Annotated in this window: 19 protein-coding genes; 6 read left to right on the forward strand and 13 right to left on the reverse strand. The window is 63.5% G+C overall.

Annotated features, from left to right (window positions below):
* Nucleotides 1-128: 128 nt before the first annotated feature.
* The 4 genes from M2267_RS04960 to M2267_RS04975 form a co-directional block, all read right to left on the reverse strand.
* A complete protein-coding gene (locus M2267_RS04960; protein ID WP_429112880.1) occupies nt 129-596 on the reverse strand; it encodes a hypothetical protein in 468 nt (155 codons plus the stop codon).
* A 104-nt stretch (nt 597-700) separates the two neighbouring features.
* On the reverse strand, nt 701-3,034 hold the full coding sequence (locus tag M2267_RS04965; protein ID WP_429112881.1) for a glucose/quinate/shikimate family membrane-bound PQQ-dependent dehydrogenase: 2,334 nt from the start codon (nt 3,032-3,034) through the stop codon (nt 701-703).
* Nucleotides 3,035-3,457: 423 nt separating this feature from the next.
* Nucleotides 3,458-4,963 carry a protein adenylyltransferase SelO gene (locus M2267_RS04970; RefSeq protein WP_429112883.1) on the reverse strand — a complete coding sequence of 502 codons (1,506 nt, stop codon included), beginning with the start codon at nt 4,961-4,963 and terminating at the stop codon, nt 3,458-3,460.
* A 153-nt stretch (nt 4,964-5,116) separates the two neighbouring features.
* Complete coding sequence (locus M2267_RS04975) at nt 5,117-6,073, reverse strand: homocysteine S-methyltransferase family protein (RefSeq protein WP_429112885.1); 957 nt, start codon at nt 6,071-6,073, stop codon at nt 5,117-5,119.
* A 238-nt stretch (nt 6,074-6,311) separates the two neighbouring features.
* On the opposite strand from M2267_RS04975, the gene M2267_RS04980 reads away from it, so the two are divergent.
* Nucleotides 6,312-6,926, forward strand: coding sequence for a TetR/AcrR family transcriptional regulator (locus M2267_RS04980; RefSeq protein ID WP_043610901.1), 615 nt, complete (start codon nt 6,312-6,314; stop codon nt 6,924-6,926).
* 57 nt (nt 6,927-6,983) lie between these two features.
* Here the strand turns inward: M2267_RS04980 and M2267_RS04985 are convergent, their stop codons facing one another.
* From M2267_RS04985 to gstA, 5 genes are all read right to left on the reverse strand, one after another.
* Nucleotides 6,984-7,502, reverse strand: a complete 519-nt coding sequence (locus M2267_RS04985) for a DUF1697 domain-containing protein (protein ID WP_429112887.1) — start codon at nt 7,500-7,502, stop codon at nt 6,984-6,986.
* A gap of 67 nt (nt 7,503-7,569) precedes the next feature.
* Complete coding sequence (locus M2267_RS04990) at nt 7,570-9,678, reverse strand: S9 family peptidase (RefSeq protein WP_429112888.1); 2,109 nt, start codon at nt 9,676-9,678, stop codon at nt 7,570-7,572.
* Between the two features lie 150 nt (nt 9,679-9,828).
* Nucleotides 9,829-10,041, reverse strand: coding sequence for a tautomerase family protein (locus M2267_RS04995; RefSeq protein ID WP_429112890.1), 213 nt, complete (start codon nt 10,039-10,041; stop codon nt 9,829-9,831).
* Between the two features lie 9 nt (nt 10,042-10,050).
* Nucleotides 10,051-10,446, reverse strand: a complete 396-nt coding sequence (locus tag M2267_RS05000; RefSeq protein ID WP_429112891.1) for a nuclear transport factor 2 family protein — start codon at nt 10,444-10,446, stop codon at nt 10,051-10,053.
* Entirely contained in the window at nt 10,443-11,057 is a 615-nt protein-coding gene (gene gstA / locus M2267_RS05005; RefSeq protein WP_429112892.1) for a glutathione transferase GstA, read from the reverse strand. The genes M2267_RS05000 and gstA overlap by 4 nt, the downstream gene beginning before the upstream one ends.
* A gap of 137 nt (nt 11,058-11,194) precedes the next feature.
* Here gstA and M2267_RS05010 point away from each other — a divergent pair, with 137 nt between their 5' ends.
* On the forward strand, nt 11,195-11,596 hold the full coding sequence (locus M2267_RS05010; protein WP_043610890.1) for a winged helix-turn-helix transcriptional regulator: 402 nt from the start codon (nt 11,195-11,197) through the stop codon (nt 11,594-11,596).
* 3 nt (nt 11,597-11,599) lie between these two features.
* Here the strand turns inward: M2267_RS05010 and M2267_RS05015 are convergent, their stop codons facing one another.
* Complete coding sequence (locus M2267_RS05015) at nt 11,600-12,520, reverse strand: LysR family transcriptional regulator (RefSeq protein ID WP_429112894.1); 921 nt, start codon at nt 12,518-12,520, stop codon at nt 11,600-11,602.
* Between the two features lie 147 nt (nt 12,521-12,667).
* Between M2267_RS05015 and M2267_RS05020 the strand changes: the two genes are divergently transcribed.
* The 3 genes from M2267_RS05020 to M2267_RS05030 all read left to right on the forward strand — a co-directional run bounded on the left by M2267_RS05020 (nt 12,668) and on the right by M2267_RS05030 (nt 14,346).
* Nucleotides 12,668-12,940, forward strand: a complete 273-nt coding sequence (locus M2267_RS05020) for a DUF2798 domain-containing protein (protein ID WP_043620131.1) — start codon at nt 12,668-12,670, stop codon at nt 12,938-12,940.
* Between the two features lie 168 nt (nt 12,941-13,108).
* On the forward strand, nt 13,109-13,474 hold the full coding sequence (locus tag M2267_RS05025) for an SH3 domain-containing protein (RefSeq protein WP_429112895.1): 366 nt from the start codon (nt 13,109-13,111) through the stop codon (nt 13,472-13,474).
* 113 nt (nt 13,475-13,587) lie between these two features.
* The gene (locus M2267_RS05030) at nt 13,588-14,346 is read left to right on the forward strand and encodes a class I SAM-dependent methyltransferase (RefSeq protein ID WP_429112897.1); all 759 of its coding nucleotides are present in this window, start codon (nt 13,588-13,590) and stop codon (nt 14,344-14,346) included.
* A 61-nt stretch (nt 14,347-14,407) separates the two neighbouring features.
* On the opposite strand, the gene M2267_RS05035 is transcribed toward M2267_RS05030, so the two are convergent.
* Complete coding sequence (locus M2267_RS05035; RefSeq protein WP_429112898.1) at nt 14,408-16,567, reverse strand: inverse autotransporter beta domain-containing protein; 2,160 nt, start codon at nt 16,565-16,567, stop codon at nt 14,408-14,410.
* 166 nt (nt 16,568-16,733) lie between these two features.
* Nucleotides 16,734-17,573, reverse strand: a complete 840-nt coding sequence (locus M2267_RS05040; protein WP_429112900.1) for an SDR family oxidoreductase — start codon at nt 17,571-17,573, stop codon at nt 16,734-16,736.
* A 117-nt stretch (nt 17,574-17,690) separates the two neighbouring features.
* On the opposite strand from M2267_RS05040, the gene M2267_RS05045 reads away from it, so the two are divergent.
* The gene (locus M2267_RS05045; protein ID WP_371258899.1) at nt 17,691-18,059 is read left to right on the forward strand and encodes a winged helix-turn-helix transcriptional regulator; all 369 of its coding nucleotides are present in this window, start codon (nt 17,691-17,693) and stop codon (nt 18,057-18,059) included.
* A gap of 61 nt (nt 18,060-18,120) precedes the next feature.
* Here M2267_RS05045 and M2267_RS05050 read toward each other — a convergent pair whose 3' ends face one another.
* Nucleotides 18,121-18,999, reverse strand: a complete 879-nt coding sequence (locus M2267_RS05050) for a VOC family protein (protein ID WP_429112902.1) — start codon at nt 18,997-18,999, stop codon at nt 18,121-18,123.
* Between the last annotated feature and the right edge of the window lie 156 nt (nt 19,000-19,155).

Genomic DNA, 19,155 nt, shown 5'->3' on the forward strand with positions numbered 1-19,155 from the left:
GGCGTCGGTCGTTTTCTGCCGGTGAACGTCGCTAACGGATCAGGCGCATGGAACTTGGTCCTCTCTGGAGATCGCTGGATATCATCGATTGTCCGAACGAGACAAGCCGATCGGCACAAGCGGCCCAGTCAGAGGGTGTCGCCGCCGCCATTGGCGATATCGGCGGTCGCGGTGTCGCGCTGCTGCTCCACACCCATGGCGCGCTCGACGGCCTTGCGGATCTCTTCCTCGACGGCCTGGCGCTCTTCGGCGGGCATCTCCTTGAGATCCCCTTCGGTCAGGCCCATTGCCTTGAGGACCTGTTCGCGGATTCTCTCGACGAGGCTCTTCTTCGCTTCGTTCAGAAACTCGTCGCCGACCGAACCGTCCGGAGCCGCCGGGCCTTCCTTGGCGGAAATCGAAGCCGTGCTCTCGCCGTCCCGGGTCGCCGTCATCCACAGTGCGTTGGAAAGCGCGTTCGATGTCGAAGGCGGCGCGATCGTCGGTGCCTGGCGTGGGCGCGCATCACTGCCGCTCTCTTCGATCGGCGCGATGGTGCCCCCCTGCTGGCGGCGCTGGGAGAAGTAGTAGCTCGAGATGCTGTTGTCGATCTTCATGGGAATCCCCCGGAATCTGTCGTCCGGGGGAAGCTGCTGTCGCGGGCTTGCGCGGAGCTTGCTTTTGCAACCCTCTAGCGAGAATTAGGGATATCTCGCGCGCCTCAGGGCAGGGTGTAGGCGATGATGTAGTCACCCGGCCTGGTGCCGACCGAGCCGTGGCCGCCGGCAACGATCAGCACATACTGCTTGTCGCCGACCGCATAGCTCATCGGTGTCGATTGGCCGCCGGCGGGGAGACGCGCCTCCCAGAGCTGGCGGCCGGTCGTCAGGTCATAGGCGCGCAGGTAATCATCGACCGCGGCACCCAGGAAGGCGACGCCGCCCTTGGTGATCATCGGCCCGCCGATGCCGGGAACGCCCACCTTGAACGGCAGCGGCAACGGCGTCATGTCCTCGACCGTGCCGTTCTTGTGCTTGTAGGCGATCTTGCCGGTCCTGAGATCGGCGCCAGCGACGTAACCCCATGGCGGCGCCTGGCAGGGAATGCCGAGCGGCCCGAGGAACGGCCCCATGAACACGCCGTAAGGCGCGCCGTCGTTGCGGTTGAGGCCCTGTTCAGAGCCCTTCTCGTCCTGGCCCTTCGGCGGCACCTGGTCGCGGGGCACGAGCCGCGAGGTGAAGGCGAGATAGGTCGGCATGCCGAACATCACCTGCCGTTCCGGATCGATCGCCACGGAGCCCCAGTTGAAGGTGCCGAAGTTGCCGGGATAGACGAGCGTGCCCTCGATCGACGGCGGCGTATAGCGGCCCTCGTATTTCAGCGACCGGAACGCGATACGGCAGGCGAGCTGGTCGAACAGCGTGACGCCCCACATGTCCTTTTCCTGCAGCGGCGCTGGCATGAAGGTGAGGCCGGAGACCGGCTGGGTCGGGGCGGTGAAGTCCTCCGGGATCGCGCCGCCCGGCGCCTGGACCTCTTCGACCGGGATAATCGGCTCGCCGCTCCTGCGGTCGAGCACGTAGATGTCGCCCTGTTTCGTCGGGCCGACCAGCGCCGGCACGACGGTGCCGTCTTCCTTGGTGATGTCGAGCAGCGCCGGCTGGGCCGGCACGTCCATGTCCCAGAGATCGTGATGCACGGTCTGGCGCACCCAGCGCACCGCGCCGGAGTTGATGTCGAGCGCGACGATCGAGGACGAGTACTTTTCGACGTGCTCGCTGCGGCCCATGCCGAGCTGGTCGGGCACCTGGTTGCCCATGGGAACGTAGACGAGGCCGAGGCCCTCGTCATAGCTCATCACCGACCAGCTGTTCGGCGAGTTGGTCGTGTAGGTTTGCCCCTCTGGAAGCGGTGTCGTCACGTCAGGATTGCCGCTGTCCCAGTTCCAGATCAGTGCACCGGTGTTGATGTCGAAAGCGCGTATGACGCCGGACTGTTCCTGGGTGGAATAATTGTCGTTGACCGCACCGCCGATGATGAGCTTGCCGCCGACGGCAACCGGCGGCGATGTCGAATAATAGTAGCCGGCCGGATTGTATTTCATCCCCGTTTCGAGATGCAGCACGCCGTTGTCGGCAAAGCCGGTGCAGACCGAGCCGGTCGCGGCATCAAGCGCAATCAGGCGCGCATCCGAAGTTGGGAGATACACGCGTTCGGCGCAGGGGCCGCCCGGGGCTGCAGCCGGGTCGGCCCAATAGGTGACGCCCCGGCAGGTCTGGTGCTGGCGGTCCGGGTTCATGCCGGAGTTGCTGTCATATTTCCACTTCTCTTCGCCGGTTGCCGCATCGAGCGCGATCGCCCAGTTGTGCGGCGTGCAGGCATAGAGCGTGTCTTTGATCTTGAGCGGCGTTACCTGATAGGTGGTTTCGCCCACGTCGTCGGGGCGTTTGACGTCGCCGGTCTGGTACTGCCAGGCGACCCTCAGCCCCGCGACATTCTCAGGCGTGATCTGATCGAGCGGCGAATAGCGCTGGCCGTAGGCGGTGCGCCCGTACTGGTGCCATTCGTCTGGCGGTACCGAGCCGCCGAGCGGCGGATTTTCCGCGACGACATCGCTTGGCAGGTCGCCGCGGATGTCGTGCGGGTCCTGCATGATCGCGTATCCGGCGACACCGACCGACACCAGCACCGCAAGGGCCAGCGGCCAGGCACTCACGGCATAACGCTCGCCTGTCGGGCTTTCGAAGCCGAGCGGCCGGCGCACGGCCGGTAGCAGCAGCCAGAGCCCCAGAAGGACGATGACGCCGCCACGCGGGCCAAGCTGCCACCAGTCGAAACCGACCTCAGACACCGCCCAGCCGAGCGAGCCGAGGATCATGAACGCATAGAGCCAGATCACCGCCGATTTCCGCATGAACAGCAGCACCGCCGTCAGCAGGAAGCCGATGCCGATTGCGAGGTAATAGGGGCTGCCACCAAGCGTCAGCAGCTTGGCGCCGCCGCCGCCAAGCGCGAGGCCGATGAGAGCAAAGACGATGGCCGTCAGTACGAGCATGATGGGAACTCCCGCATCGAAGAACGGTGCCGTGGCACCTTTCCATTGCGGCGGTCCTCGCCGGACCGCGTGAGACAGGTGGGCTTTGAGGCGGCGGTCGCGCATGTCGCGGCCGCCCGGTCAGGCAAGGCGCAGAGCGCCTGTCCTTCTAGCACCTAACGCGCGATCTCTGCCTTTCAATAGCCACATTCCGCAATGCGGAAATTTTCGCAGGCCCGCAATAAGCTTGCGCTCAAGCGAGGGACGGCCGAGCGTGAGCCACGCGCATTGAACCGCTGCGGACAGCGCGTCGCCCGAGAGCGATCGACCGAAGGTCATCGCGTAAAAACAGCGACATAGAGCGATTGGGTGAATCTGTCTGGCAGCGAATGCCCAGGGACTGCGGGAACACAGGCATGGGTGTGCCGCATTCCCGCACGGCGCCTATGTGCCGCAGAAGGTGCGCTGGACTTCCTCTTGCGGGCTCGGCGGAGCCTGGTAGCGGGCAAACTGCGGCTGGTCGGCATAGGGGTTGGCGGTCACTTCGACGAGGGCCTCGAAGAGCGAGAAGTCTGCATCCTCCGTCGCCGCGGCGATCGCCTCTTCGATCCGGTGGTTGCGCGGAATATAGGCCGGGTTGACCGCCTTCATGGCGGTCGCGCGTTCATCCGGCGTCGCCTGCTCACGGCTGAGACGCTGACGCCAGTTCTGCAGCCACGGCCCGATTGCCTCGGCCGAGGCAAAGGTCGAGGTGAGCACGGCGTCGGCGGCCGGGTCGCGAGCGCTGTCGCACAGCAGCCGGAAGGTGAGGGTGAAATCCGCCTCTCCCTGATGCATCGCCGTCAGCAGCGCCTGCAACAGGTCGAGGTCTCCCTCTTCGCTCATGGCCAATCCGATCTTGCGCCGCATGCCGTCCAGCCAGTGGCGCTGGAAGATCGCGCCGTATTCGCCGAGCGCATCGTTGGCCAGTTCCACCGCCGTATCCTGGTTGTCGTCGAACAGCGGCACCAGCGTTTCAGCCAGCCGCGCCAGATTCCATTGCCCGATCGCCGGCTGGCTCGCATAGGCGTAGCGACCGACCTGGTCGATCGAGGAAAACACCTTCTTCGGATCATAGGTGTCGAGGAAAGCGCAGGGGCCGAAGTCGATCGTCTCGCCCGAGATCGTCATGTTGTCCGTGTTCATCACGCCATGGATGAAGCCGACATGCAGCCAGCGTGCGATCAGCTCCGCCTGGCGCGCGGTCATCGCTTTGTAGAAGGCCAGATAGGGTCGTTCAGCGTCCTTGACCTCGGGGTAGTGGCGATCGATCGCGTAGTCGGCAAGCACCTTTACCGATTCCATGTCGCCACGCGCTGCAAAGAACTGGAAGGTGCCGACGCGCATATGGCTTGCCGCAACCCGCGTGACGATTGCGCCCGGCAGGATCTGCTCGCGGTAGACCGGTTGTCCGGTGACGACGGCGGCAAGGGCCCGTGTCGTCGGAATGCCGAGTGCGTACATTGCCTCGCTGACGATATACTCGCGCAACACGGGGCCGAGCGCTGCGCGCCCGTCGCCGCGCCGCGAGAAGGGCGTCTGGCCCGGTCCTTTGAGCTGGATGTCGCGCCGCTTTCCGTTGCGGTCGATCACCTCGCCAAGAAGGATCGCGCGGCCGTCGCCGAGTTGCGGCACGAAGGTACCGAACTGATGGCCGGCATAGGCCATGGCGAGCGGATCGGCACCGGCGGGAAGACGGTTGCCCGAAAAGATCTCGGCGCCCTCGCGTTCGAGCGTCGCCACGTCGAGACCGAGCTCCTCGGCCAATGGCTTGTTGAGCTTGATCAGCCAGGGCTCCGCCACCGGAGTGGGCGCGACGCGCGCGAAGAACTGCTGCGGCAGGCGCGCGTAGCTGTTGTCGAAGGCAAAGGCTTCGGCATTTCCGGTCGGCGACGGGGGAGCGTAATTCATGACGATGCGGTCAACGGCTCTTGCCGGGATGTCCGGCTGCCGTCCTTTCCGCCCAAGTCTACACGACCGCTATCGCTTTCGCGAGGGTGGCGACGAGAGGGCGCCCTCCCGCAATTGCTTGCGAGAGGGCCGGGGAGGGCGAGGCCCCGCGCCTCAGGCGCTGAGCGCCGTCGGTGGAAGGCAGGCCTCGCAGATTGCCGCGATGTGGCGATGGTCGGTGCCGCAGCAACCGCCAAGGATGCGCAGTCGTGGCAAATGGGTCGTCAGTGTCCGATAACGCCGGCCGAGGTCGAGGGGATCCCCGGCTTCCAGGGTCTCGCTGTTGTCGAGCTCGGCATGGCTCATCCTGGAGGCATTGGCGCGGATACCGGCAATGCGCTGCGCCCAGGCACTCCCCGTATCAAGGCTGGTCTCGAAATGATCGGGATGGGCGCAATTGACCATGTAGTAGTGGGGATAGCCGCCGGTTTCTGCATCCACCGTTTCGATCGCGGCCTGAAGGGTACGGCCGTCTGGGAGCCGGCCGTTGGTTTCCACCGTGAAGGCGATCGAGCAGGGCATGCCATGGCTTTGGGCCGCCCGGGCAATGCCGGTCGCCTCGTCGATGCTGGTCAGCGTATAGGCGCCGACGATATCGGCGTCGCTGGCGGCAAAGGCCGAGATCTGTGGCCCGTGATAATCCTCGGCCTCGTCCGCGCTCATGCGGCCCAGGCGATAGCCGTCTCCGCGCGGCCCGATGGCGCCGCTCAGCACGATCGGTGCTTGCGGACGTTCGTACTCGGTGCGCAGTTCCGCCAACATGTAGATGGCGTTCTGGTTGACCTCGGCGAGGGCCGAGGCGTCATAGCCGAGCTTCATGCCCCAGTCGGCGCTGGCGCGCCAGGTGGGCGTGTCGAGCACGAAGCCGGTGCCGTGCTGCTGGGCGATCGCGAGGTATCGCTTGTAGTAGTCGAGCAAGCGTCGCCGCCCGTCCGCCGTCGAAATGAGCACGAAAGCGGCGAAATGCGGGAGGGAGATGCCTTCATGAAAGATCAGCGTCGTTTCGATGCCGCCGTCACTCAGGAACAGTCCACCCTTCAAGAGCGGCAGGCTGCGTCTGTATTTGGCCATATCGGTCTCCACCGGTTCAGTCTTGGCTGAAGGGCCCGCGGATGCCTCCAACACCGCAGAGCCAAGTAAATTTCTGCCTTATGATCATCTTCTAAACTAGACGACTTGCGGTATACTATTGCTAATATACTAAATTACTGTCGCAAAATCAGTGACTTACTGTTCTGTTGCCGTCGCTGCGCTAGGGGCTGGCCGCCGAGTAATTGCTGGAAACCGTACCAATGGTAGGGAGCAGCTAATGCGAAAGGGTGAGGAAACGCGCGCCAGAATCCTCGACGTTGCCGAGGCGGCGGTGCTTGCCAAGGGGTTCGGCGCGACGTCGATCGACGAGTTGATCGCCGAAACCGGCATCACCAAGAGCGGATTCTTCTACCATTTTCGTGACAAGAACGAGCTCGCGCGGGCTCTGCTCGAGCGCTACATCGAGAACGACGAGCGCATCTACGACGAGATCTTCGGCCGCGCCCATCAACTGTCCGACGACCCGCTGCAGGCGTTTCTCCTGGGGTTGAAGATGCTGTCGGAAATTCTCGCCGACCTGCCGAACGGCCATCCCGGCTGCCTGGTCGCGGTCATGTGCACGCAGGAGCGTGCTTTCGATCGCGAGATCCAGGAGATCAACCGGCAGGCGGCGCTGAAGTGGCGTCGGCGCTTTGGCACGATGTTCGAGGCGATCATGCAGGTCTACCGGCCACGCGAACCGCTTGACGTCGACCAGCTTGCCGACATGGTCTCGACCGTGGTTGAAGGTGGGATCATCCTGTCGAAGGCGCTGAAGCAGCCTGAAAGCCTGCCACAGCAACTGCTGGTGCTCCGGTCCTTTGTCCGGCTACTGTTCCAGCCGGCGGCATGAGCACTTCCGGAAAAGTGTGAAGCGGTTTTCGGTCCGGAACGGCGCCTTTGAGGAGCGTCAGCCTTCCATCTCAAGCGCCATCGCAGCAAGCTTGCGCACCGTGTTGAGGTTGCGCGCCGTGCCGGACTTGGCCGCCGGCAGCTTGAACTTCGACCGGCCGGAGCCGTTCGGGAAGTGGATATAGATCTCAGTTCCGGCAACCTGGGCTTCTTCGCCATCGGGTGCCACAAGCTTGTCGAGCGCGTCTGATGGCGCCGGCTCGCGCAGGAAAACGACAAGCAGCAGATTGGGCTTGGCGTCCGGGAAGGGTGCCTGATCGGCGATCGCCTGCAATTGCGCGCCGCTCCTGATCATTACGCCCGGCGCCTTACCGAGCTTTTCCTGAAGGGCGCTGTCCAGCATTGCGGCTGCTTCTGCCGCCGGCAGATCGGAGCGGAACAGCACGTTGCCGCTCTGAATGTAGGTCCTGACGTCGGCAAAGCCGAGCCCCTCGCAGATCGCTTTGAGGTCGGCCATTGCAAGTGATCCCGTACCGCCGACATTGACGGCACGCAGCAGGGCGACGTGGACGGACATGGCGGGACTCCGGGATAAGGTGAGAAAGGGACGAGGAACCGCAAACAGGTTCCTCATCCCGATCCGTTTACATCTTGCCGGCGACCTTGATGGCGAAGGCGTATTCGAAGGCGATTTCCTCGAGCCGCTGGAAGCGGCCCGACGCGCCGCCATGGCCCGCATCCATGTTGGTCTTCAACAGGATCGGCGCGCTGCCGGTCGTCTTCTCGCGCAGCCGCGCGACCCACTTGGCCGGTTCCCAATAGGTGACGCGCGGATCGGTGAGGCCGCCGAGCGCCAGGATCGCCGGGTAGGACTTCGCCTCGACATTGTCGTAGGGCGAGTAGCCGGCGATGATGTCGTAGAACTCCCGGCTCTCGATCGGGTTGCCCCATTCCGGCCATTCCGGCGGGGTCAGCGGAAGGGTGTCGTCGAGCATGGTGTTGAGCACGTCGACGAAGGGGACGGCGGCGATAACGCCGGTGAACTTCTCCGGCGCCATGTTGGCGATCGCGCCCATCAGCATGCCGCCGGCCGAGCCGCCTTCTGCGACGATCTTCGCGTAGGACGTGAACTTCTGTTGATTCAGATAGTCAGCGGCAGCGATGAAATCCTTGAAGGTATTGGTCTTCTTGGCCATCTTGCCGTCTTCGTACCAGGCAAAGCCGCGATCCTTGCCGCCGCGGATATGGGCGATGGCATAGACGAAGCCGCGATCGGCCAGCGACAGGCAATTGGTGTTGAAACCGGCCGGAATGGTGATGCCATAGGCGCCGTAGCCATAGAGCAGGCAGGGCGCCGAACCGTCGAGCGGCGTGTCCTTGCGGTAAAGCAGCGTCACCGGCACTTCGGTGCCGTCCCACGAGGGCGCGAAGACGCGGCGGGTGACATAGTCGTCCGGGTTATGGCCCGAAGGCACTTCCTGGGTCTTCAGGAGCGTGCGGGCACGTGTCGCCATGTTGTAGTCGAAGAGCTGCGACGGCGTGGTCATCGAGGAATAGGAGAAGCGGATGACGTCGGTGTCGTATTCGGCAGCACCCGAAAGGCCGAGCGAATAGGCTTCTTCCGCAAAGGCGATCGCATGCTCTTCACCGGTCTTGCGGTCGCGGATGACGATCTCAGGCAGGCCTTCGCGGCGCTGCAGCCAGACGAGATGGCGGGCATAGGCCATGTGGCTGAGGACCAGCGTGCCCGGCTTGTGCGGGACCACCTCGCGCCAGTTCTCCTTGCCGGGTGCAGTAACCGGCGCTTCGACGATCTTGAAGTCCTTGGCGCCATCGGCATTGGTGAGGATGTAGAAGACGTCGCCGCCTTCGGTCATTGCATATTCGAGGCCGGTGACGCGCTCGGCGACGAGCTTCGGCTCAGCCAGAAGATCCTTGGTCGAGAGCAGCCGGTACTCGCTGGTCTCGTGATCGTGAATGTCGATGTAGATGAAGTCGTCGAGCAGCGAGTCGCCGACCGACATGAAGAAGCCCGGATCGGTCTCCTCGAAAACCAGCCGGTCGTCAGCCTGGGCGGTGCCGAGGATATGATGGAAGATCTTCGACGGGCGGTGATTGTCGTCGAGCACCGTGTAGAAGAAGCTCTTGCCATCCGGCGCCCAGGCGCCGCCGCCACCGGTGTTCTCGATCACGTCGGCGAGGTCCTCGCCCGTTGCTAGGTTGCGCACCCGGAGCGTGAAATACTCCGAACCCTTGTCGTCATAGCCCCAGATGCCGAGGCTGTGGTCGGTCGAATGGTCGAGGCCGCCGAGGCGGAAATAGGCCTTGCCTTCCGCTTCCTTGTCGCCGTCGAGCAGCAACTGCCGGATCGCCTCGTCCTTGTGGTCGCCGTCACGGGGAATGCGGAAGTACCGCGGCTGTTCGCCGCCGGTGACATAGGCATGGCCGTAGGCGAAGGGACCATCCTTGACCGGGATCGAGCTGTCGTCCTCCTTGATGCGGCCGCGCATCTCGGAAAAAAGCGTCTTCTGCAGCGCCTTCGTGTCGTCCATCGCCGCGTTCATGTAGGCGTTTTCGGCCTCCAGATGCTTGCGGATATCCGGATCGAGGATCGAGGGATCCTTAAACATCGCCTGCCAATTGTCCGCGCGCAGCCAGGCATAGTCGTCAGTGCGGGTAATGCCGTGGCGCGTGTCGCTGACCGGCTTCTTTGCGGCGACGGGAGCTTTGGGGAGGTTGCTGAATACGGACAAGATACGTCTCCGGGATCAATGCGGCGGGAGACAATGAGATAGAGACCCTGTCGAAAGCGATCAAGCGCAAAGCGGTCGCCCAACGGCCGGTGTGCCATCGGACGACCGCATCGCCCCTTGCCCGCAGCGGGCAAGGGGCGATGCGGTCGGCTAGGAATTATCCTTGGCTTTTCGTCGATACGCATCGACCGGCAGCCCGCCGACGCCCCAGTCTTCGAGCGCCACTTCGTCGATGACAACGAAGGTGGTGGCCGGATCCTTGTTGAGCACGGTGTGGAGCAGATCGGTGACGCCCTTGATCAGGGCTGCTTTCTGCTCGGCGGTTGCACCCTCGCGGGTGATCTTGATGTTTACGTAGGGCACAAGCTTCTCCTATTGCGCTGATGCGATGTCGTAGTGGAAGACCTTGGCGATGATCTGCCAGCGGCCGTCGATAAAGACCAGGGACAAAAAGTCGGTGAAGGCCTTCTCGCCGATGGCGCATTGCACCTTGGCAAACGCGGTTACGGGGCCGGCGAATTCGATCGAGAGAATACGGTCGATGCGCGCTTCGCCTCGGCTTTCGGGCGAGGGACGTTTTTCGACGATCGGAAAGTACCTGTCCATGTCGAGTTCGAGCAGGGTTCCGTCTGTCGCGGTGGCATAGAGCGCTTTCGGGTGGAAGACCTGCCTGAGAATGTCGGCGTCGCTGCGATAGAGCCCGTCGAAGTAGCGTTGGAGGACGTCGATGACGGCTGTAAACTGCGGATCCTTCGGTGACGCACTCATGCCGCGACCAGGCCTTCTGCCTGCATCGCGGCGCGCACGGCAGGACGTGCGCCGATCCGTTGCATGTAGGCGGCGAGATGCGGCCATTGCGTGAGCGCGATCCCGGTGCCGCTGCTCCAGTTGACGACCGTGAAGAGGTAGGCGTCGGCGACGGAGAAGGCCTCCCCGAGCAGATAAGGGCGTCCGTCCGCAAGCAGGCTTTCGACATGGCCGAAGCGTTTCGCCACTTGCAGCGTGGCTGCCTCCTTTGCCTCGGCGGATGCGTTCGGGTTGAACAGCGGCGAGAAGGCCTTGTGCAGTTCCGACGCGATGAAGTTCAACTGTTCCTGCAGGCGGGTGCGCGCCAGCGTGCCGTTTTTAGGCGCAAGCTTCGCCGCCGGAAAGCGATCGGCGATGTACTGCACCACGGCAGCACCTTCGGTAACGACTTCGCCGCCTTCCAGCACCAGCGCCGGCACATAGCCCTTGGGGTTGACCGCCTTGTAATCCGCACCGGTCTCGGTGCGATGCGTCTTGGTATCGACCCGGACGATCTCGAAGTCGGCGCCGGCCTCGTGCAGGCTGATATGGGGGGAAAGCGAGCAGGCGCCGGGGGCGTAATAGAGCTTCATGATCTGGTTCCTTCTGAAATGATTGCCCGTTTGTCGAGGACGGCGGAACCTAAGCCGAAGCGATAACCTTTGTATATCAGATAACCTTATGTTACCTCCCTTTCCGGTTTCCCGGCGGTAACTGCAAAGTTTTGCCCATGAGCTTGAAAATTCGGAAAAATCGGGCTGCGGCCTTGCCGCCGAACTGCCCGGTCGGCGAGTGCATGGTGCTGCTCGGTGGCGCATGGACGCCGAACATCCTCTGGTCCTTGAGCGCCGGGCCGCGCCGTTTCAGCGAGTTGAGGATCGACGTGCCCGGTATTTCGGCAAAGGTGCTGAGCACCCGGTTGAAGGAGCTTGAGGAGAAGGGCGCTGTTGAGCGGCGGATCATGCCGACGTCGCCGCCTTCCGTGGAATACAGCCTCAGTGAGCTCGGCGCGGAGTTCATCCCGGCCATCCATGCCATCGTCGAGGTCGGCTATCGGCTGAAGCAGCGGCGAGGCGTCGAGGTCGTGCGCAAGGAAACGCCTGCCGCTCCGGTCCCGGCCACCGGTGGATAAGACCTACCAGCGCCCCTTCAGGCTCTGCACCGCATGCTCGATGAACGCGCGCACCTTCGGCGTTTGCGCCTGGCGGTCGGCAAAACAGGCGTAGAAGTCGAAGGGCTCGTGGTCGGTGCTGGCCAATCCCTCCTGCGGCAGTTCGCCGAAGAGCGGCACCACCAGCCCGCGCTCGATCAAGGGCGCTGCGATGAAGGCGCCGAGCCGGGTGATGCCGGCGCCGGCGATCGCCATCTCGGCGAGCGTGTCGATATCGTTGCTGACGATCGTCGCCTTCAGTTCCGGCTCGAAGCGCAGGCCGTCGCGGGTAAACGCCCAGCGAAAGATCCGACCATGCCCGGCATAGCGGTAGACGAGGCAATCGTGGTGCACGAGATCTTCCGGCCGCTGCGGGCGCCCGCGCCGCTCCAGATAGGAGGGGGCCGCACAGATGATCATCGGCACGGAGGCCAGCTTGCGGGCAATCAGCCCCTGTTCGAGCTGCAGGCCGAAGCGCACACTGATGTCGATGCCTTCGCCGATATGGTCGATCTCGCGGTCGGTGACGACGAGCTCGATCGAGACATCCGGATATCTGGCGGCGAAGGAGGGAACGAGCGGCGCAACCACATGCCGGCCGAAGGCGACGGACGAGGCGATCTTGAGTGGTCCGCGCGGCTCGGCACTGAGTGCCGAGACGGCGGCGGCCGCAAGCTCCAGCTCGTGTACGACGCCGCGCACCCGCTCGTAGTAGATCCGCCCGCTCTCGGTCAGACCCAGCTGGCGCGTGGTGCGGCTCAAGAGCCGGCTGCCGAGCGTTCGTTCCAGGCGGGCGATGTTCTGGCTCGCGGAAGCGGGCGTAATCCCGAGCTTTCGCGCTGCAGCAGCGATGCTGCCTTCCTCGACGCTCCTGACGAAACTCTCGACGCCACGCAAAGTGTCCATAATACAATCCATCGAATAGAAACATCTATTCGATGGTTTTGCCTGTTTCTGAACAAGGCTGCAATGGCCTACCTGGCGAAGACTCGATCCGTATAGTGCGGCCAGAAACGAGGGGGTGGTCCCCTCGATCAAACCAGGAGACTTCCGATGGAAGACACCCTATCGGCGCCGCGGCTCGCGCGTAGCCGCAAGCTGCCGTCGCGCGCGGCGCCCATTGCCTTTGCCTTCTTCATGTCGGCGATCATGGCGTTCCTGATGTGCTGCGTCATCGTCGGCGCCAACACCGGCATTGACGCCGGCTACCCGGCCCGCGTGCTCGGTTCCTACGCGCTTGCCATGCCCGTCGCCTTTTTCTGCGTGCTCATGGTCCGCCCCGTGGTCGCGCGGCTGGTCGGCGTCGTCTGCCGCCTGCCAGGCTGACAAAGCCCCGTCCCGGAAAGCCGGGACGGGCGGCTTCGCCCAGGTCGTTCTCGGATAGGGGCGGCGCTCTCGTCGTGAAATCCATTCAGTTGCAATTCAGGCGAGGGGCCGCATTCTGTTTCCTGCCGCAACAACCGGCGGCCTGACCAAGGGGCAATCGAGATGGGCATGTTCAACAAACTGATGCCGGCGGCCATCCTGGCCGGGGCGCTCTCCGCTGCACTTCCCGCCACTGCAAGCACGTTCGTCGCCTGGGAAGTGTCGGGGGTCGACTGGAACGACGTGCTCAACGCGCGGGCCTGGCCATCCTCCTCCTCGGCGATCCGCGCCGGCTATCCCAACGGCACGAAGTTGCAGATGACCGGCCGCTGCATGAACGGCGTCGATCTGAAGCGCATCGCTCGCTGGTCGGTTTCCGCCCAGCGCCGGGCCGTGCGAGCCACCTGGTGCCAGATCTGGCACGATCCGCAGCGCAACGGAAACTGGCAGGAGGGCTGGGTCTACGGCAAGTTCATCCGGCCGGCGCGCTTCTGACGCGTTTGGGCGGCGACGATAAACCGTAGGCGTGGCCGGCAAACAACAACCCCTGGTCACGTACTTCCGTATAAAGCGCAGCGTTGCTTTGTTTTATCGGGAGCTGAGGTATCGTGAACAATACCTATGGCAGACTTGCCTCTCATGTTTATAATTTAGACAAATATATTGGAAAGTCTTTCGGCGACATCGAGTATTACCGGAAGAGGCTCGACGGCTGTCGTGGGCCGATCCTGGAGCCGGCTGTCGGCAACGGTCGAGCGCTGATCCCGTTGCTGGAGGCCGGTTTCGATGTCTCCGGGTTTGATGCTTCGCAGGACATGCTCGACTATTGCCTCGCCCAATGTGCTGGCCGCGGCTTTGCGCCGGCCCTGTCTCGCCAGACCTTCGAGAGCTTCACCTATGACAAGCGTTTCGAGGCGATTGTCGTGCCCGCCGGTTCCTTGCAGCTGATCGCCGATCATGCAGCGGCATCGGCCGTATTGAAGCGCTTCTACGATCACCTGGCGCCGGGTGGTCGGTTGATCTTCGATCTCTACCCGGGCGACATGGTCGCGGACCTGCAGCCGAATGTGCGCAGCTGGCAGACGGAGGCGGGCGAGCTTTTGACCCTGACCAGCCAGCGGGTGAAGACCGACATCATCGGCCAGACGACCGTTTCCCACCTGCGCTACGACCTCTGGCAAGAAGGACGACTGGCGTCGAGCGAGCTTGAATTCTTCACCATGCGCTGGTGGGGCGTTCAGGAAATGGCACTGACGCTACAGGCGGCCGGCTTCGTCGATCTCGTCGTTTCCGGCGACTATGCCTTGGGCCGTGCTCCAAAGGAAGGTGACCATGTTGTCACCTTCGAATGCCGCCGCCCGGCATAGTGCACCGAAGCAAACCGGCAAAAAGAGCCACGCCCGGTCGCCCGGGCGTGGCTTCGGGCTATCAGCGGCAACGGGCCGCGGCGTTGCCCTGGTCGAGCTTGGCGCCATTGACGGTCAGAACAGAGCCTGGTGACTGGGTGATCGTCCCGGCCGACCAACCATTGTCGAGTGTGCAATCCTTCGGCGTGTTGGTGACGTTGACATTGCCGGTGACGTCTTCGGCCGGGCCCGAGAAGTAGAGGCCGGCCTTCCCGGCCTTGTCGACGGTCATGTTCTTCAGCACGATGTCGCGCACCGGTCCTCCAAGGAATTCGAACTCGTTGCCGTAGATGAAGGCGCCATAGGTGCCGGCATTCGTTACCTTGACGTCCTCGAGCGAAATCCCCGAGACCGGATTGAAGAAGATGCCGGCGTTGCGGGTGCCGTCGACGGTCAGTCCCTTGACGTTGACGTTGGTGGTCGTCGCATCGAGGTTCGGGCTCGATACCAGCATCAGCCCGTTGATGCCGCCAAAGAGCCGCATGTCGTTGATCGCGACATTGGAGGTGCCTTGTAGCACCACGAGATCCATGTCCCGGTCCTGCTTGGCATTGTCGACCGTCACGCGGTTGAGGCTGACATCCTTGCCGGCGACGAGCAGCACGCCTTCGCGGCGGGAGTTGCTGATCGTCACGTTATCGAGCGTGACGTTTTGCGTGCCGGTGACCAGTTCGTAATCGGTCCGTCCGACTTTCCTGAACTCGCCGCCGGCAAAGACCCCATAGGTGACCTTGTCGATGACAGTATCGCGCACCGTTACGTTGCGGCTGCCGACGGAGCTGACGGCGGCATAGGGTGCCTTGTTGGGGTTGTAGATCGAGAATTCGCAGGTCGTGTTGTTTTCGCAGATGTAGAGGTCGTGGATGCGGCTGTTCTGGACCAGTGCGCCATCGACCCGCGTGAAGCGGATGCCGTCGTGGTTGGTCGCGGCAATATCGACATTGTCGACGGTAACGCCCTTGGCGTCGGTCGCCGAAATACCCGCAAGACCGCCGCGGACCGAAAGCGACGAGATGGTGCTGCCCGACGCCATGGCAATGACGTCCTGGGCCGGGTTGTAACCGGTGATCGTCGTGGCTGCGCCCCGGTTGACGAAGGTTGCGGTCGCGCCGCTGCGCGCGCCGTTAACGGCGATTGCGCCGCCGCCGCCAAGGAGCGTCTGGCCGTTGCCGAGCGCGAGTGTCCGGTCGAGACCGAGGTTGCCGTCTGCAAGGATCAGCGCGTCGGCGCCGGCAGCGCCGATCAGGGCGTTGATGTCGGAGGCATTGCCGGAGGCCGATGAAACGGTCACGACCCGGCCGGCGTTACGGCCGGTGCCGGCAAGCTGTGCGGCCTCGACGTCGCCGGTGGCGCCGGCATGGGTGCGGATGCGGGTGGCGCGTTCGACACGCTGGGTCATCGGATCGAAGGCGTCGGCGGTCGAGCCGGTCGCGCCGAACGGGATGCGCAGCCGTGCCATGACGGCGCCCTTCAGCTTGTCCTCGTTGTCATAGGTGCCGGTCACGCCGAGCGAGACGGTCGATTCCTCTGAAAGACCCGGCAGGTCGGCAAAGGTCAGCTCTGCACGCAGCTTGGCGCCGAACATGTCGCCGAGGTTGCGGCCGCCGTACCAGTAGCTGCCGCCGAAAACCTTCAGCTGAACGTTGGAGTCTTCGGCGAAAACAGGCAGGCGCCCGCCGATTTCGGCGTCGATGCCGCGCCGCGCCCGTTCCTTGCCTTCCTGGAAGACGAGCACGTGGTCGCGCACATAGGCGGCATTGAAGGCGCTCAGTGTCTTGGCGCCGGTCAGGGGCAGGTAGAAGTTACTGCGCATTTCGAGGTCACCGCTGAGCGCCTCGAGACCGAAAGACAGCTGGCTGAAGGAATTGCCGTAGTCGCTTTTCAGATAGTCGTAATAGCCGTAGCCGCCGATGACCCACTGGTCGTTGGCGCGGAAGCGATAGCCCGCACCGATGGAGCCCTGTCGGACGGAGTCATTGGCAATGGTACCGCGTGTATCGATGAAAATCGCATTGCCCGAATCGAGCACGAAGGGGAGGAAGAAGCCGCCGCCGGCAGCTGACCCTCCGCTGAAGAAGCCGCCTTCGATTTCCGCCTGCGGACGAAAATCCACCGCCAGCGCGGGGCTCGAAAGAAGTGCGCTGCTTGCGAGGGCAGCAGCAAGAAAATTCTTATTTTTCATATTATTAACTCCGCATGTATGCGGCCTTGGGCGAGGCCGATTGGGCATGCGGTTAAAATATGTGAGTATAATACTCAAGTTTATTGATCGGTTGTCGGCGAACTATCCAGCGGCGTGTTGACGCAGGCCGCCCGGGTGTGGACGGGCGGCCATCGTGGGGGGCCGGTCAGGCCTTGAGGGCCTCGGAATTGTCCCTGGCGTAGGTTTCCAGGCTGCGCGGCGCGTGGCCGGTCAGCGTCTTCACATCGCCGGTCGGGTTTGCCACCCAGCCTTCGCGCACGGGATGGAAGATCGAAGCGAGGAAGCGGGCATAGTCCTCAGGCACGCCAGCGCCGACCAGCATGCCGACGAAGGTCCCGTCATCGACCGGCGTGTAGGCGACCGGCTTGCCGGTCACACGCGACAGGATCGCTGCCGCCTCGTCATAGCTCAGCGCTTCCGGCCCGGTGAGGTTGAAGGCGCGGCCGTTGAAGGTGTCGCTCGTCAGCGCTGCCACGATGCTTTCGGCGATGTCGCGGGTGTCGATGAAGCTCGTCTTGCCTTCGGCCGCCGGAACCGCGATCGCGCCGTGGCGGATACCTTCTATCCAGTAGCTCTGGAAATTGTCGGAAAACCAGTTCGGTCGCAGGATGACGAAGGGCGCTCCGCTTTTCTCGAGCTGCAGCTCAAGCTGGCGATAGGGGATCTTGTCGTCGGCGTCGACGCCGATGACGGTCATCAGCACAACCTTGATGCCGCGCGCGGCAGCGGCGGCCATGATCGGTCCGACCAGCCCGACCGGATCGAGATATCCCGCCGGTGTCAGCACGAACAGACGGTCGACGCCTTCGAGCGCCGGGCCAAAGGTTGCGGCATCCTCGTAGTCGAAGGCGACGGCTTCCGCGCCGTCAACGGCTGTCGCCTTGCGGGACGCGGCCTTGACCGTCTCGCCACGCGCGACCAGTCCCCGCACCACCTTGCTGCCGATCGTTCCGTTCGATCCGAGAACCAGAATCTTGCCTGCCATCGTTTTCTCCTAAGTATCCAAATGAAACCATGTTGCTAATGGATACTAGATATTCGTGCGGGAAAATGCTGTAAAGGAGGCAGTTTTTGGTGACATGGTTTCCGCCCGGAAACCGCGATGGGGTGCCCGATGGAGTACGACGTCTATATCCAGACCTGTCCGACCCGCCTGGTGCTGGACAGGCTTGCCGACAAGTGGGCCGTGCTGGTGCTCGGAAAGCTCGATGAACAGCCGGTGCGCTTCAACCAGTTGAAGCGCGAGATCGACGGCGTCTCGCAGAAGGTGCTGTCCCAGACCCTGAAGAAGCTGGAGCGGGACGGGCTCGTCAGCCGCAGCGTCTTTGCGACGGTGCCGGTGACGGTGGAATATGCGATCACGCCGCTCGGCCGCACGCTGACCTCGACGGTCGCGGCGCTGACGCGCTGGGCGGAGGAGAACATAGAGGCCGTGCTGCAAGCCCAGCAAAAATACGACCGCAGCGCCTGAGGCGGCTGCGGCCGGCAAGTTTGCCACGGGCGCAAAGGCGCCTGTGGCCTGGGAGAGAGGATCAGGCGACGAGCTTGAGGCCGATGCCCCAGGGATCGACGAGGGTGTGGCCACTGCCGTTGCGGTTGACGGCGATTTCCAGCGCTTCGAGCTTCGCAAGCGCTGCCGTGAGTTCAGCCGGCTCCTTGTACTGGATCGTGTAGTCCGACAGTCCTGTCATGTGGCCTTCACGTTTCGGCGCGCCGCGCGAGTTCCAGATGTTGGCGGCGACGTGATGGTGGTACTTGCCCGCGCCGAAGAAGCTCGCACCGGGATAGCGTGCCATCAGCCCCAGGCCCAGCACATCGCGGAAGAAGGCGTCGGCCTGAGGAATATCGGAAACTTGCAGGTGGATATGGCCGATGGCCGTCCCGTCCGCCATGCCGCCCCAGTTGTCCTTGGGCGCTTCGTCGTAGAGCGCCTGCAGATCGAGCGGCAGCGTATCCATGCCGACGGTGCCGTCGGCCTTGAAGCTCCATTCGGCCCGCGGTCGGTCGCGATAGACTTCGATGCCGTTGCCTTCGGGATCGGCAAGGTAGATCGCCTCGCTGACCAGGTGGTCGGACGCGCCCTGCAGCCGGACATTGTTGTGTGCGATATGCGCGAGCCAGCGGCCGAGCTCTTCGCGGTTCGGCACGAGAAAGGCGTTGTGGAACAGGCCGGGCGCGTTGCGCGGTGCCCGCGCGGCGTTGCCCTCGGTCGTCAGCGTCAGCAGCGGGCGGCCGTTGACGCCGAGCGTCTCGCCGCTCTTGCTGGTTTCAATCGGGCTCAAGCCCATGATCTTCTGATACCAGGCGGAAACGGCCGGCAGGTCCTGGACGACCAGATGCGCATGCTCGACATGCGCGGGCATGGCAAGCGCATGGTCGGTCAGCATGTGGAAAGTCTCCTGCGAGGTCATATCGGTCTCCTTGGTATCGAAGCTACGGCCGGTTCGCCGTTTCAGTTTCGTCGAAACTGCTCGGAATATGGGCCGCCTCGTTCGTTCACGGAAGACTGTCAGTCACTTGATGTTGTGTTCGACGCGCGTTGACAGTGATTGTCGTCGCCCTACCTC

The organism is Ensifer sp. KUDG1 (genome assembly GCF_050434285.1).
Taxonomy (GTDB): Bacteria; Pseudomonadota; Alphaproteobacteria; order Rhizobiales; family Rhizobiaceae; genus Ensifer.

Excerpts from the sequence above, each read along its gene's own strand:
- M2267_RS04960 (WP_429112880.1), bottom strand. The coding sequence starts at position 596 with ATGAAGATCGACAACAGCATCTCGAGCTACTACTTCTCCCAGCGCCGC.
- M2267_RS04965 (WP_429112881.1), bottom strand. The coding sequence starts at position 3,034 with ATGCTCGTACTGACGGCCATCGTCTTTGCTCTCATCGGCCTCGCGCTT.
- M2267_RS04970 (WP_429112883.1), bottom strand. The coding sequence starts at position 4,963 with ATGAATTACGCTCCCCCGTCGCCGACCGGAAATGCCGAAGCCTTTGCC.
- M2267_RS04975 (WP_429112885.1), bottom strand. The coding sequence starts at position 6,073 with ATGGCCAAATACAGACGCAGCCTGCCGCTCTTGAAGGGTGGACTGTTC.
- M2267_RS04980 (WP_043610901.1), top strand. The coding sequence starts at position 6,312 with ATGCGAAAGGGTGAGGAAACGCGCGCCAGAATCCTCGACGTTGCCGAG.
- M2267_RS04985 (WP_429112887.1), bottom strand. The coding sequence starts at position 7,502 with ATGTCCGTCCACGTCGCCCTGCTGCGTGCCGTCAATGTCGGCGGTACG.
- M2267_RS05000 (WP_429112891.1), bottom strand. The coding sequence starts at position 10,446 with ATGAGTGCGTCACCGAAGGATCCGCAGTTTACAGCCGTCATCGACGTC.
- gstA (WP_429112892.1), bottom strand. The coding sequence starts at position 11,057 with ATGAAGCTCTATTACGCCCCCGGCGCCTGCTCGCTTTCCCCCCATATC.
- M2267_RS05010 (WP_043610890.1), top strand. The coding sequence starts at position 11,195 with ATGAGCTTGAAAATTCGGAAAAATCGGGCTGCGGCCTTGCCGCCGAAC.
- M2267_RS05015 (WP_429112894.1), bottom strand. The coding sequence starts at position 12,520 with ATGGACACTTTGCGTGGCGTCGAGAGTTTCGTCAGGAGCGTCGAGGAA.
- M2267_RS05020 (WP_043620131.1), top strand. The coding sequence starts at position 12,668 with ATGGAAGACACCCTATCGGCGCCGCGGCTCGCGCGTAGCCGCAAGCTG.
- M2267_RS05025 (WP_429112895.1), top strand. The coding sequence starts at position 13,109 with ATGTTCAACAAACTGATGCCGGCGGCCATCCTGGCCGGGGCGCTCTCC.
- M2267_RS05035 (WP_429112898.1), bottom strand. The coding sequence starts at position 16,567 with ATGAAAAATAAGAATTTTCTTGCTGCTGCCCTCGCAAGCAGCGCACTT.
- M2267_RS05040 (WP_429112900.1), bottom strand. The coding sequence starts at position 17,573 with ATGGCAGGCAAGATTCTGGTTCTCGGATCGAACGGAACGATCGGCAGC.
- M2267_RS05045 (WP_371258899.1), top strand. The coding sequence starts at position 17,691 with ATGGGGTGCCCGATGGAGTACGACGTCTATATCCAGACCTGTCCGACC.
- M2267_RS05050 (WP_429112902.1), bottom strand. The coding sequence starts at position 18,999 with ATGACCTCGCAGGAGACTTTCCACATGCTGACCGACCATGCGCTTGCC.